This window comes from Nocardiopsis sp. JB363, assembly GCF_900143625.1.
GTDB lineage: Bacteria > Actinomycetota > Actinomycetes > Streptosporangiales > Streptosporangiaceae > Nocardiopsis.
Map to the genome: position 1 here is coordinate 1 of NZ_FRFF01000128.1, position 12608 is coordinate 12608.

The window sequence follows — 12608 nt, forward strand, 5'->3', positions numbered from 1 at the left end:
CCTCAACCCCGGCCCCCAGGTGATGTTCCACGACCACGACTCCACCCGCCTATGGCCCCACCTGCCCACCACCTTCGGCGAGCACCAACTCGCCCTGGTCGAAAGCGACCACGTCATCGCCCGAGCCCACAGCGTCCCCATCGCCTGGCACCACAGCGAACACGACCTGCCCCAAGGCGGCTACGCCTGGGCCCTACGACAAGCCTTCGACGACCACACCCACCAACGCACCCCCACCATCGCCGTGGCCCTCTACATCGCCATCGCCCCCACCCACCAGGGCAAAGGCCTCAGCTCCCACATGGCCCGCGCCCTTCGCGCCAACGCCGCCTCCCACGGCCTCACCGCCCTGGCCGCACCCCTGCGCCCCACCCTCAAACACCACTACCCGCTCATCCCCATGGCCCGATACGCCACCTGGAAACGCCCCGACGGCACCCACTTCGACCCCTGGATCCGCACCCACCACCGCCTGGGCGCCCACATCCTCCACCCCTGCGAAGAATCCATGCACGTCACCGGCACCCTGCACCAATGGCGACAATGGGCCGGCAAAGACCTGCCCGGCAGCGGAGACCACATCGTCGACGGCGCCCTGAGCCCCGTCACCATCGACGTCGAGGCCGACCACGGCCACTACACCGAACCCAACCTGTGGGCCTGGCACCACCTGGAGCCCACCCCGTGAGCACGCCCCCACCCACCGGTCTGAACCCCGACGGCACCATCGCCCGCGAAGGCTCCATCACCCACGTCCCACCCGCCTTCGCCCCGCTCATCCAAGCGCTGCGCACCCACCTACCCCATACCTTCGGCCCCCGCCTGCACAGCGCCTACCTGTACGGAAGCATCCCCCGCGGCACCGCCACACCCACGGTCTCGGACCTGGACGCCCTGGCCCTGCTGCGCACCCCACCCACCCACGAGGACCACGCCCAGGCCACCACCCTGATGACGGAGTTGAACGCCGCCTTCCCCGCCATCGACGGCGGCGACATCCTCCTGGAACACACCGACCAACTCCTGCGCCCCCTGACCGCACAAGACGGTGGATTCTTCGTGGCGTGCCTGTGCACACCACTGACCGGCCCCGACCTGGCCACCCACCTACCCGGCTACCGGCCCACCACCCTGCTGGCCCGCCAGACCAACGGCGACCTGCACCGCGTCCTGCCCCGCTGGCACCACGCCCTGGACCGGGACCGCACCGACACCGACCTGACCGGCCTGGCCCGCCGCATCGGACGACGCCTGGTCCGCACCGGATTCACCCTCACCATGCCCACTTGGGGCGGATGGACCAGCGACCTGCGCCTGGCCACCGACCTGTTCACCCACTACCACCCCGAGCAGGCCGACCTCATGCACCTGGCCCTGCGCACCGCCACCCACCCGAGCCCCGACCCCGCCCCACTCCACCACCTGCTCAACGACCTGGCCCCCTGGCTGGAGACCACCTACACCGCCACCCACGGCCGCAAAACCACACCCTGAAACACCAGTGGTCCCCCTAGCACCGGCCCCTGCCCACGGGCAGAGGGGGTTTCAGCCCTTGTCGACCGGGCCCCGCACGTCGTATCGCAGCCATACGCTGCCGTCTTCGAGGGCCTCGACGTTCTTCAGGGAAAACGCATACGGCATGGGCGTCGAGTACCTCTCGTTGGCTTCGAACAGGGAATGCGTGTGGTTCTCCCCGTCCGCAGTCGGCATGAGGACCAGGCTGATCTCATCACACAGGCCCTCGCGAATCATCGACCAATTCAGCGTTCCACCACCGCCGAGGATCAGCTCGTCCATCTCGAAGATCGCACCGATCTTGCGCACCGCCTCCGCCATGTCCAGCCTCTCTTCACCCGCGAGGATGTAGGACACGCCCACGGACCTCAGGTGGGCTTTGAAGGCGTCGCTGGTCGTGGCCGGGATCAGTTCAACGATGTGGGCCTCGACATCGAAGTACTCGAAGGAATTCCGATCCCAGACAAGGGTTCCGGAGCGGTCGATGGCGAAGTAGTGCATCGCGGCATCGGGATCGGCGATGAAATCACCGGCGGGTACGGGCTCGAACGTCTCGGAAAGCTCCGGGGCGGGTTCATCACCCATGAGCGCCCGGCTCGTCCCGCTCCCGCTGAGCCAGCCGCGGTGTCGCTTGTAGTACCGATCCTCACCGAGGAACAGATCGAAATACAGCTTCTGAGAACGCATACCCACCGAGGTGGGGTTGGCGATACCGTCGATCTTCCCGTTGAGCAGCGTGTGCATGTGGCAGATGATCCGTGGACGTGACATAACTCTTCCTTCTCCGTCCGTGTACGCGTGCAAGGTACAGAACCCGGTCGCTGACCGCACGCGATCATGTCCGGTCGGTCACGATCGGTGGAAAATTTGTCAGAGCGTCTCCGAATCCTGCCGGGTCGCCTCCAACGCAGGTGCGATCCAACTGGTGAGAAGTTTGAGCCGTTCCTCGTCGGGACTCCCCGGTTCGGCGGTGTAGAGCGAGAGGTCGTGCACGGCCCGCGGTGGGGTCGGCAGATCCAGGGAACGGTAGGTCAGTTCCAGATCGCCCACCTGCGGGTGATGGAGACGTTTGGTGCCGCCGTGGTGGATGCGCACGTCGTGCGAGGCCCACAGGGTGCGAAAGTCGTCGCTGAGGGTGGACAGCTCTCCGATGAGTTCACGCAATGCCTGGTCGTGGGGCTCGCGTCCGGCCTCGGCGCGCAGCAGCGCCACGGTCATCGTGGCCCCCGCCCGCCAGTCCACGAAAAAGTCACGGGAGGTGGGGTCGAGGAAGTGGTAGCGAGCGAAGTTGGCCCGCCCGTGGGCGGACATCGTCTGACTGTCGAACATCGGCGCGTGCAGCGCCCTGGCCAAGGCGTTGGTCGCGACGACGTCCAGTCGGCCATTGCGCACGAACGCCGCCGACATCGTGATGGAGTCCAGCATCCACTGCACGGGCGGGGCGAGGGCGACCTCACGGCGGCGGGTCGCCTTGCGGTGGGCCGGACGTGCGGCGCGGGCCAGATCGAACAAATGGGTGCGCTCCTCCTCGTCCAAGCGCAGCGCGCGAGCGACGGCGTCGAGCACCTCCTCGGACACACCCGCGATGTGGCCCTTCTCCAACCGGGTGTACCACTCGATGCTCACCCCGGCCAGGACGGCGACCTCCTCGCGCCGTAGCCCTGGGACCCGGCGGCGGGTGCCCGGGAGGAGCCCGACCTGTTCCGGGGACAACTTGGCTCGCCTGCTGGCGAGAAAACCCCTGATGTCGGCGCGATTATCCATGCCGTCCACGGTAGGCGCAGGTGAGCGGTTCAGGGGGGTCGAGGTTGTACCCCCACCAACGCGACCTTCTCCGTGGCGGCTGCGGCCGGTGAAGTGGGGGCTGACACCGAAAGCACCACCGCGACACAAGGTTTGACATGCACGAAGAAGTCGTTTCGACTTCCACGCACGCACGATCCGAGATCCCTCGGACCAGCGATCTGCCGTTCGTGATCCACGCCCTGGCTCTGGGCCTGTTTCGCGGCCCACCCCCACATCGCGCCGCTGCTGACGGACCAGGCCGGCGTCTCCTCGCTGAGTGTTGCGGCCTTCGGCTCCGGTACAGCGGTGCCATCGTGGATCGGCGGCATCGTCCTGGGAACCATTGGGCCCGTCGTCGGGGCCACCATCACCGCACTGGCACTGACCGCGGCCAGCACACCGGCCCTCCCCCGGACCCGCCGCACAGCCGACACCGACACCGACACGTGTGTTGCGGCCCGATCCACACACGACCGACCGATTCCCACCGCGAGCACAACGGAAAGAGGGCAGAACAATGCGCGCAACACTGATGTACGGACCAGGCGACGTACGCGTGGAAGAGGTCCCCGACCCTGTCATCGAAGAGCCCACCGACGCGATCATCCGGATGACCTACACCTGCGTATGCGGCTCCGACCTGCACCCCTACCACTCGATGGAGCCCAGCCAGGACGGGGTGCACATGGGACATGAGGGCATCGGCGTCGTCGAGGAGGTCGGGCAGGACATCACTGCCCTGGCCGTCGGCGATACCGTCATCGTGCCCTTCTCATGGTCGGACAACACGTGCGTGTACTGCCGGGAGGGCTTCAACACCTCCTGCGTGCACGGCGGATTCTTCGACGGCGCCCCCTCGGCGATGCAGGCCGAGAAGCTGCGCGTCCCCCAAGCCGATGGCACGGCGGTGGTGATCCCCAAGGGCACGGACGAGTCCCTGATGCCCTCGCTGTTGACACTGGCCGACGTGTATCCAACCGGATACCACGCCGCTTACACGGGCGGAGCCGCACCGGGGAAAACGGTCACCGTGATCGGGGACGGAGCCGTGGGCCTGCTGACGGTGCTGGCCGCCCGACAGCTGGGTGCCAAGACGATCATCCTCATGGGCCGTCACACCACCCGCACCGACCTGGGCCGGCAGTTCGGCGCCACCCACGTCGTCGCCGAACGCGGCGCTGAAGGCATCACCAAGGTCCTCGATATCACCGCAGGCGAAGGCTCCCACGTCGTGGTCGAGGCCGTGGGCCACCTGCCCGCCTACGAGCAGGCCTACGGCGTCATCCGCCCCGGCGGCACGATCAGCCGGGTCGGCGTCCCACAGTACGACGAGGCCGACGTCGGCTTCACCGCGCTGTGGGGCAAGAACGCCACCCTCACCGGAGGCCCCGCAGCCCAGCGTCGCTATATCGAGACCGCCCTGCCCGAGGTGCTCTCCGGCGCGATCCAGCCAGGGCGGGTGTTCGACCGTGAATTCGGCCTCGATGACATCGCCCAGGCCTACCGGCTCATGGATTCCCGCCAGGCCCTCAAAGTCATCATCCGACCCTGACCATCGAGCGGGTGGGCCGATCCCCGGCCCACCCGCTCACGCCAAGGACCCGGCCCATCCGCACCCGGACGCCAACACCCCGAGCCCCGCTTCTTCGATCCCGACCCTTCCTCACCCGGCGATGTCGCACCCCCGTGCGACACTGACCTGGTGAAACGCCCCGACCTGGACGACCTGGTACGACTACGCCGCGCCCGCGACCGCATGGACCGCGACTACGCCCAGCCCTTGGACGTGCCCGCCCTGGCCCGCGAAGCCCTCATGTCCCCCGGACACTTCTCCCGCAGCTTTCGTACCGCCTACGGAGAAACCCCCTACAGCCACCTGATGACCCGCCGCATCGAACGCGCCAAAGCACTCCTACGCCGCGGCGACCTCTCGGTCACCGACGTGTGCTTCACCGTGGGCTGCACCTCCCTGGGCACCTTCAGCACCCGCTTCACCGAACTGGTCGGCCTCAGCCCCAGCACCTACCGCGCTCAGAACCACGACCACGGCGCACCCATCCCCGCCTGCCTGGCCAAAACCGGCACACGACCGATCAGGAAAAGAGAAGTCCGAACCGACCCCGACTCCTAGGCTCGATCCCATGAACATCACACTCTCCACCTGCTTCATCGCCGTCGACGACCACGACAAGGCCCTGACCTTCTACCGCGACACCCTGGGACTCCAGGTCCGCAACGACGTCTCCTTCGAAGGGATGCGCTGGGTCACCGTCGGCGCCCCCGACCAACCCGACACCAGCATCGTGCTCGAACCACCCCTGGCCGACCCGGGCGCCTCCCAACAGGACCGACTCGCCATGGCCGAGCTCCTGGCCAAAGGGCTGCTGCGCGGCGTCATCTTCACCACCGACGACGTCGACGCCACCTTCGAACGCATCAGCTCCGCCGGCGGGGAGGTCCTGCAAGAACCCATGGACCAGCCCTACGGGGTACGCGACTGCGCCTTTCGCGACCCGGCCGGCAACATGCTCCGCTTCAACCAGGCCCAGTAGCGCCCCGGCTCCGCCTCCCCTTGAGGAAGCGGAGGCATCGGATACGCCCTCCTCCTCGCCCTTCCCCGGTCGAGCCCGGGAAGGGGCGGCAGGGAACAAAGCCCTTCCGGTGCACACCCCGCTCACCGTCGGGAAGAGCCTTCCTCGATGGGGGAGGGTGGGTGCACGGGCCAGGCGGCGGCGTACTCCACGCCCTGTTCGGGTGGCAGCAACCGGTCGGTACGTGTGTCCACGCACACCGACCGCACCAGCTCGGCCCGGTCCAGGGGATGGAAGCGGCCGGTGCGCACCCACCAACCGCACAGGTGCTTGCGGGGAACGGGGCGCCCATCGGGCCTGACGTGGCAGGTGGTGGAGGTGAAGGTGCGCAGCAGCACCCCCACGCGTTCATGTCCGGCCAGGGCCCGTCGAAGTTCGGTGATCACCTCAGGGTCCTCGATCACCACGTGTGTGCTCAGGCGCCGCAGTACGGTGCGCCGACGTGGACGGATTCCCAAGGTGAGCAGGTGCAGATCGCCGGGGGCGGGGGCCAGGAGAGGGGCCACGAAGGCCTGGTGGTGGCGCATAAGGGCAGTATGCGCTGCCGCGACATCCCCGATCGGGTTATCCACAGGCCCACTTTCCCCGACCTTCGACCCACCCCGGGGCCGGCCATACTCATCCGCCCCTCGTCAACGGACCGCCAAGGCCCCCTGGCACCGGCGACCACGCGAGCCCCACCCGAAGCGATCGCCCGCGCGCACCTACTGCGCCAAGGTGTGCCGCGCGGGGGGCGCCAACCGGCGACCAGTACGGCGGGCCTGAACCGATCAGGGGTCCGGCGTCGAAGGAGTCCGGCTCACCGCCGATCCCGCGGTGCTCGTGCACGGCTGCGCCGTGGGGTCACCGCGTTCCTCAACCGTGTGCCGCCTCGGTGGCCGCGGCGCGGTCGAGTTCGGCGGTCGGAAAGGGTGTCCGTTTGCTCTTGGTGAGCAGCCGGCGGTGGAAGCCGTCCAGGACCAGAGCGGTCCGGGCATGCCGTTCGATGATCGCCGCGATCTCCGGCGCGACACCGCCGGGCCTTCGCCCCGCGCTCCACTCCCGCAGGAACACCTCTCTTGCCGTATCGCCTCGAAGGCGGTCGATGAGGTGGTGGAGCAGATGGTCCGCGGTGTAGTGGCGGTCGTAGGCGAGATGGTCCCCAAGGAAGCGCTCCTCGGCCGCCGAGAGCGCAAAACCTGAGCTCAGGGCCAAGCCGAAGTCCGCGAAGTAGATCGATCGGCCATCGGTCAGCAGGTTGTCGAAATGGGCGTCGAAGTGCACGAGCCCGCGAGAGCTCATGAACGCCGTCCCCCGCGCCAAGGCCTGCTCCACCCACGGGTAGGGAGAGCCCGCGCCGACCGCCGTATTCTCCTGCTGCTCGCTCAGCCACGCACCGAGTGTTCGCGGCACGTGCTCCAGGAAGAGCACTAGGCTGCGGGAGGAGCGGCCGATGGCCTCCAGCCGCTCGCGCACGGCCGGTGATCCCTCCCAGTGGGCGACCGCGCCGTCGATGCCACCGAATTCGTCCACGAAGCCCTCGGGAGGGGAATCGGGCAGGACACGCCAGTGGTACATCAGGGGGAAGCCCTCGTGTTGCCCTTCCAGGACCCAGTTTCCGGTCATGGTGTGGGCCGCCAGTTCCCGCCAGGCACCGAACCCGGCCGAGCCCGCTCCGTACTGGTAGAACGTCGGCAGGTCGAAGAGGTTGGCCGTGGATCGGACGTTCTCGGGTCGGACCTCCAGGTCGGTCAACGGCACCCTCTTGGCGAAGACGCGCGTGCCGTCGATGTCCACTTCCGCGGACCTGCCGCCGATGCCGGATCCCGCCGCGGTGGCCCAGGAGAGGATGTCAGAGAGTCTTCGCTCGCTCAGCGAGGACAGGCGAGCGGCCACGGTCCCGTGGGCGGCCACACGCGCGGAGTAGGGGGAATCGAAGCGGTGCATCGACGGCTCCTCGATGTAGCGAAAGCAAGGGGGCGGTGACCACATGGGCGGAGCGACCCTATCCAGACCGGTCCTTTCGAGGGTAGGGCGAGCCGAGAAGTAGCCCGTGATGCGTGCGCTCGACCCGGGGGCCGGTGGAAGAGCCGCACTTCACCAAGAGCAATGGCTCGCTCGACACCGGCGCCTGGAACTCCTTGTCGGTTCCTGGGCGAGGACGCGGCCCCGGCCCGGTTCCAAGAGGGCGCCCCGCCCCACCCCGCAGGTCCACCCCACCCGGGGTGGGGTTCTGGCCCGTCCAGGCCAGGGGCGCGACCCCCGCATAGAAACGTTTGGTTTGTAACGTTACTCAATAACGTTATGCCTTTATGGTGACGAAACGAATCCCCGAGAACCCCCGAATCCTGACCTCCGATAAGTCAATGTTCTAGGAAGTCAGGGCCTCAGGGGTCCTCAGCGCCCAACGACCACCCCACAAAGGCCCGCCAACGTTATTCAGCGCAAGATCCAGAGCAGCGAAAACACGCCGGATACAGCAGCAGCTGTACAGACGGTGAGAGGACGCCGACGGCCCCGGCCACAGGGCGAGAAGGACGGGAAAGCCCCCGCTCAGGTCGAAGGGGCCAGGACCCGGGCCGAACCAAGAAAAGACCCCCACCCCCTACGGCGCGTCACACCAACCCGGGGAAGCGATCGGGTTGCGCCTCAAGCGGCTTCAACCGCCACAGTGAGCCCTATGAACGACACCGAGCTGCACCCCATCGCAGACGCCGCCCGCCGCAGCGGGCTCAGCGTCAGCGCCGTGCGTTTCTACGCCAACGAAGGACTCGTCGCACCCGCCGCCCAGAACAGCGCCGGCCATCGCCTGTACACCATCGAGGCCATCGCCCGCCTGGAACTGGTGCGCACCCTGCGCGATGTGGACACCGACCTGGCCCAGATCCGCCGCCTCTTGGAAGGCGAGACCACACTGCACCAGCTGCTCACCACCCACCTGGCCATCGTCGAGAACCAGGAACGCGCCTTCCGAGCCAGGCGAGCCGTACTGGGCACCCTCATCAAGCAAGGGGGAACGACCGCCCGCGCCGACCTGATGCACCGGCTCGTCACCATGACCGACGAGGAACGCGAGCAGGCCATCGACGACTTCTGGAACGAGATCGCGCGCGACCTGGACGTGCCCGAGGGGTTCGTCGACCGGCTCCGGAAACTACGCCCGAGACTGCCCGAGGAACCCACCGCGGAGCAGCTACAGGCCTGGATCGAACTGGGTGACCTGGTGGGCGACCCGCTGTTCCGCGAGGAGGTGCGCACCTACCTGCACCAGACCTACGGCGCTGACGACGTGGGGCGCAAAATGGCCCAGGCGCCGACCCAGGAACTCATCCACGAGAGCGGCCCGCCTTTCACCCAGGAGATCCTGTCCGCCTACCACGCCGGGCAAGACCCTCGTTCCCCATCTGCGCAGGAGGCCATCACCCGGTTCCTGGAGGTGGTCGCCGACCACACCGGCCGGCCGCCGACCCCCGAGCTGCGCAACCGGATGGCCGAAGGATACCGACGACTCCCCGATATTCTGCGTCAGATCAAGGAGGAGGACGCCGCCGCCCAAGACCCGGTCCACGACAACACCCACGGCCGATACCAGGCCCTGGTGGGCCTGATCAACGGCGACGAACCCGAGATCGAAATCGACGATGAGCCCCAGCTCCCCGGGTGGATGGCCGACGCCCTCAGCGTCTGCACACCCACCTCCTAGTACCGCGACGGGGAACCCCGGTTGACGCGGCACCAGAGCCCTGCCCCAACCGGGCTCGGCGTTCGGTGCGCCTTCCAGAGCGGCCAGGGCGAACCGGAAGGCGAAGTCGAGGATCCACACACGTGGACCGGTCTCACCACCCAAGAGCCGGCCTCGGCTACCGGGCGACCCGACCCGGCGCCACACAACCCTGTGCAGCCCCCCACGAATTCGAGAGCGCAACAGTTGACCGACTACGACGACTTCGCCGACGCCTACTCCACCGACAACGACAGCAACCTCACCAACGGTTACTACGAACGCCCCGCCATGATCGACCTCGCCGGACACGTACACGGTCGACGAATCCTGGACGCCGGCTGCGGCTCCGGGCCACTGTCCGCGGCGCTACGCGAAAAGGGCGCCACCGTGGCCGGCTTCGACGCCAGCGCCAAGATGGTCGAACTGGCCCGGCACCGACTGGGACAGGACACCGAACTGCACGTGATGGACCTGGGCGAGCCACTTCCCTTCGCCGATGAGTCCTTCGACGACGTGGTCTGCTCCCTGGTCCTGCACTACCTCAAAGACTGGAACGGGGCACTGACCGAACTACACCGAGTACTCAAGCCCGGCGGTCGCCTCATCACGTCGGTGAACCATCCCATCATCCACAAGATGATCGACCCCAAAGCCGACTACTTCGCCATCACCCAGCGCTCGGATACCCACACCTTCAACGGGCAGACCGCCACCCTCACCTACTGGCACCGGCCCTTGCACGCGATGACCGACGCCTTCACCCAGGCCGGTTTCCGCCTCACCCGCATCAGTGAACCACCCTTCTCCCCCCACACCCCCAAGGAACTCCTCCCACCGCACATGCAGGGCAGGACCTCGTTCCTGAGCTTCCTCTTCTTCGTCCTGGAAGCCCACTGAACCGGCCCTCTCCCGCATAGGTGAGCGGCCCTGGCCTTCCTTCGGGCAAAGGCCAGGGCCGCGAACACCTCCTCGGCGCACCGACCCCGCCCATCCCGGACCAAGAGGTTGCGCCTGAAGCGGCTTCAACCGACACAGTGGTCCCCATGAACGACACCGAGCTGCACCCCATCGCGGACGCCGCCCGCCGCAGCGGACTCAGCGTCAGCGCCGTGCGTTACTACTCCAACCAAGGCCTGGTCACCCCCACCGGTCACAACAGCGCGGGCCACCGCCTGTACACCATCGAGGCCATCGCCCGCCTGGAACTGGTGCGCACCCTGCGCGACCTGGACACCGACCTACAACAGATCCGCCGCCTCCTGGGAGGCGAAACCACCCTGAACGACCTACTCACCACCCACCTGGCCATCGTCGAGAACCAGGAACGCACCTTTCGGGCCCGCCGCGCCGTACTGAACACCCTCATCGAGCAAGGCGGCACCACCGCCCGCGCCGACCTGATGCACCGGCTCGTCACCATGACCGACGAGGAACGCGAACAGACCATCGACGACTTCTGGAACGAGATCGCCTATCGCTTGGACGTGCCCGAGGGGTTCGTCGATCGGCTCCGCGAACTACGCCCCAAGCTGCCCGACGAACCCACCCTGGACCAACTACAGGCCTGGATCGAACTGGGCGACCTGGTGGGCAACCCGCTGTTCCGCGAGGAGGTCCGCACCGGCCTGCACCTGGACTACGGCCTGGACCACGCGGGACGCAAAATGGCCGCCGCCCCGGTGCAGGCACTCATGTACGACGTCGGCCCACCCATCTTCAAGGAGATCCTGGAGCTGTACCACGCCGGCAAGGACCCTCGATCCGCGCAGGTGCAACAGGTCATCATCCGGCTCTTGGAAATACTCGACGAGCACCTCGGCCAGCACACGACCCCGCAGGACCGCGATCGGATGGCCGAAGGCTACCGACAACTCTCCGAACTGATCCGCCAAGACCAAGAGGAACAAACCCCCGCCGACGAAGACGCACACCATGACGCCATGACGCAATACCGGGACCTGGTGGAGCGGATCAACGGCAGCCAAGACCAGGACCAGATCGACGATGAGCCCAGGCACCTGTTGTGGATGGCCGACGCGTTGAGCACCTACTGACCACACCGACCACCCCCAAGGAGCTCATCTCCGCCGAGTCGGAGGGAGGCACCTCGTTCCCGAACTTCCTGTTCTTCGTGCTCCACAAGGAGCGAGCCCACTCCGAGCGTTGGAACGGCCCTGCCCCGCCGAAAAACCCGTGGCGATACCGGGCCCGAACCGGCATGCTCTTCCTCATGCTGATCAGAGAGGCCACCGACGCGGACTGGCCGACCATTTGGGCCTTCTTCCACCCCATCGTCGTGGCGGGTGAGACCTTCACCTACCCCACCGACATGGACCAAGACCAGGCCCGCCAAGGGTGGTTGTTGTCCAAGCCCGACCGCACCGTGGTCGCCCTGGACGAGCACGGCACGGTGGTGGGCACCGCGAAGATGAACCGCAACCACATGGGCAACGCCGACCACATCGCCAGCGCCAGCTACATGGTCGACCCCGCCCACAACGGCCGCGGTGTGGGACGCGCCCTGTGCGAGTACTCCCTGGGCTGGGCACGCCAGGCCGGGTACACCGCGATGCAGTTCAACGCCGTGGTGGCGACCAACACCCGCGCCATCGGTCTGTACGAGTCGTTGGGTTTCGCCGTGGTGGGCACCCTGGAGCGCGGATTTCGCCACCCCGCCCACGGCCACGTGGGACTGCGCATCATGTACCGCACCCTGGACGAAGACCCCACCCGGTGACCCTTCCCTTCCAGGTGAGCGAACTCGCCCGCGCGGTGGCCGCCCGCCACCGCATCTCCCCCCAACGGGTTCGACCGCTACCGGCGGGGGAGGCCAACCACGTGCTGGCCCTGGGATCCGACCTGGTCCTACGTGTGGCCCGCACCCCCGAACACGCCTGTGACCTGGCCAAAGAGGCCGAACTCCTACCCCTGACCCACACCGCCCAGGTGGGCACCCCCACCCTGATCGAACACTGTCTCAAAAACACATCAGACGCTGCCGACGAAAAGAGAGG

General features: G+C 67.4%; 13 protein-coding genes and 1 pseudogene. 10 read left to right on the forward strand and 4 right to left on the reverse strand.

All coding sequences use genetic code 11. The features are described from left to right. A partial coding sequence (locus BQ8420_RS19045; RefSeq protein ID WP_087100495.1) for a hypothetical protein occupies window positions 1–688 on the forward strand: 688 nt, incomplete at its 5' end. After that, the gene (locus BQ8420_RS19050) at window positions 685–1494 is read left to right on the forward strand and encodes a nucleotidyltransferase domain-containing protein (protein ID WP_235006364.1); all 810 of its coding nucleotides are present in this window, start codon (window positions 685–687) and stop codon (window positions 1492–1494) included. The genes BQ8420_RS19045 and BQ8420_RS19050, both read left to right, overlap by 4 nt. 51 nt (window positions 1495–1545) lie before the next feature. Here BQ8420_RS19050 and BQ8420_RS19055 read toward each other — a convergent pair whose 3' ends face one another. Beyond that, complete coding sequence (locus BQ8420_RS19055) at window positions 1546–2259, reverse strand: dihydrofolate reductase family protein (protein ID WP_200815991.1); 714 nt, start codon at window positions 2257–2259, stop codon at window positions 1546–1548. Between the two features lie 126 nt (window positions 2260–2385). Continuing rightward, window positions 2386–3279: a helix-turn-helix transcriptional regulator gene (locus BQ8420_RS19060; protein ID WP_087100504.1), complete on the reverse strand. Its 894-nt coding sequence runs from the start codon at window positions 3277–3279 to the stop codon at window positions 2386–2388. A gap of 538 nt (window positions 3280–3817) precedes the next feature. On the opposite strand from BQ8420_RS19060, the gene BQ8420_RS19065 reads away from it, so the two are divergent. The 3 genes from BQ8420_RS19065 (at window position 3818) to BQ8420_RS19075 (ending at window position 5852) form a co-directional block, all read left to right on the forward strand. Then, window positions 3818–4852, forward strand: coding sequence for a zinc-binding dehydrogenase (locus BQ8420_RS19065; RefSeq protein WP_200815992.1), 1035 nt, complete (start codon window positions 3818–3820; stop codon window positions 4850–4852). Window positions 4853–5056: 204 nt separating this feature from the next. Continuing rightward, window positions 5057–5431 (forward strand): helix-turn-helix transcriptional regulator, encoded by a 375-nt coding sequence (locus BQ8420_RS19070; protein WP_087100505.1) that lies wholly within the window; start codon window positions 5057–5059, stop codon window positions 5429–5431. 10 nt (window positions 5432–5441) lie between these two features. Continuing rightward, window positions 5442–5852 (forward strand): VOC family protein, encoded by a 411-nt coding sequence (locus BQ8420_RS19075; RefSeq protein ID WP_087100498.1) that lies wholly within the window; start codon window positions 5442–5444, stop codon window positions 5850–5852. A 122-nt stretch (window positions 5853–5974) separates the two neighbouring features. On the opposite strand, the gene BQ8420_RS19080 is transcribed toward BQ8420_RS19075, so the two are convergent. Both BQ8420_RS19080 and BQ8420_RS19085 read right to left on the reverse strand, forming a co-directional pair. After that, window positions 5975–6418: a hypothetical protein gene (locus BQ8420_RS19080; RefSeq protein ID WP_087100499.1), complete on the reverse strand. Its 444-nt coding sequence runs from the start codon at window positions 6416–6418 to the stop codon at window positions 5975–5977. Between the two features lie 328 nt (window positions 6419–6746). Further along, window positions 6747–7817 (reverse strand): hypothetical protein, encoded by a 1071-nt coding sequence (locus tag BQ8420_RS19085; protein WP_087100500.1) that lies wholly within the window; start codon window positions 7815–7817, stop codon window positions 6747–6749. 733 nt (window positions 7818–8550) lie between these two features. Here BQ8420_RS19085 and BQ8420_RS19090 point away from each other — a divergent pair. From BQ8420_RS19090 to BQ8420_RS19110, 5 genes and pseudogenes are all read left to right on the forward strand, one after another. Continuing rightward, a complete protein-coding gene (locus BQ8420_RS19090; protein WP_087100501.1) occupies window positions 8551–9573 on the forward strand; it encodes a MerR family transcriptional regulator in 1023 nt (340 codons plus the stop codon). Between the two features lie 225 nt (window positions 9574–9798). Continuing rightward, a complete protein-coding gene (locus BQ8420_RS19095; RefSeq protein ID WP_235006365.1) occupies window positions 9799–10491 on the forward strand; it encodes a class I SAM-dependent methyltransferase in 693 nt (230 codons plus the stop codon). Between the two features lie 146 nt (window positions 10492–10637). Beyond that, the gene (locus tag BQ8420_RS19100; RefSeq protein ID WP_087100502.1) at window positions 10638–11648 is read left to right on the forward strand and encodes a MerR family transcriptional regulator; all 1011 of its coding nucleotides are present in this window, start codon (window positions 10638–10640) and stop codon (window positions 11646–11648) included. After that, window positions 11618–12331 (forward strand): GNAT family N-acetyltransferase, encoded by a 714-nt coding sequence (locus BQ8420_RS19105; RefSeq protein ID WP_235006366.1) that lies wholly within the window; start codon window positions 11618–11620, stop codon window positions 12329–12331. The genes BQ8420_RS19100 and BQ8420_RS19105 overlap by 31 nt, the downstream gene beginning before the upstream one ends. Then, a pseudogene (locus tag BQ8420_RS19110) lies at window positions 12328–12608 on the forward strand (hypothetical protein); the annotation flags it as partial. The gene BQ8420_RS19105 and the pseudogene BQ8420_RS19110, both read left to right, overlap by 4 nt.

Coding starts and splice junctions, on each gene's coding strand:
- BQ8420_RS19070 (WP_087100505.1), top strand. CDS start 5,057: ATGGACCGCGACTACGCCCAGCCCTTGGACGTGCCCGCCCTGGCCCGC.
- BQ8420_RS19080 (WP_087100499.1), bottom strand. CDS start 6,418: ATGCGCCACCACCAGGCCTTCGTGGCCCCTCTCCTGGCCCCCGCCCCC.
- BQ8420_RS19085 (WP_087100500.1), bottom strand. CDS start 7,817: ATGCACCGCTTCGATTCCCCCTACTCCGCGCGTGTGGCCGCCCACGGG.
- BQ8420_RS19065 (WP_200815992.1), top strand. CDS start 3,818: ATGCGCGCAACACTGATGTACGGACCAGGCGACGTACGCGTGGAAGAG.
- BQ8420_RS19075 (WP_087100498.1), top strand. CDS start 5,442: ATGAACATCACACTCTCCACCTGCTTCATCGCCGTCGACGACCACGAC.
- BQ8420_RS19090 (WP_087100501.1), top strand. CDS start 8,551: ATGAACGACACCGAGCTGCACCCCATCGCAGACGCCGCCCGCCGCAGC.
- BQ8420_RS19060 (WP_087100504.1), bottom strand. CDS start 3,279: ATGGATAATCGCGCCGACATCAGGGGTTTTCTCGCCAGCAGGCGAGCC.
- BQ8420_RS19100 (WP_087100502.1), top strand. CDS start 10,638: ATGAACGACACCGAGCTGCACCCCATCGCGGACGCCGCCCGCCGCAGC.
- BQ8420_RS19055 (WP_200815991.1), bottom strand. CDS start 2,259: ATGCACACGCTGCTCAACGGGAAGATCGACGGTATCGCCAACCCCACC.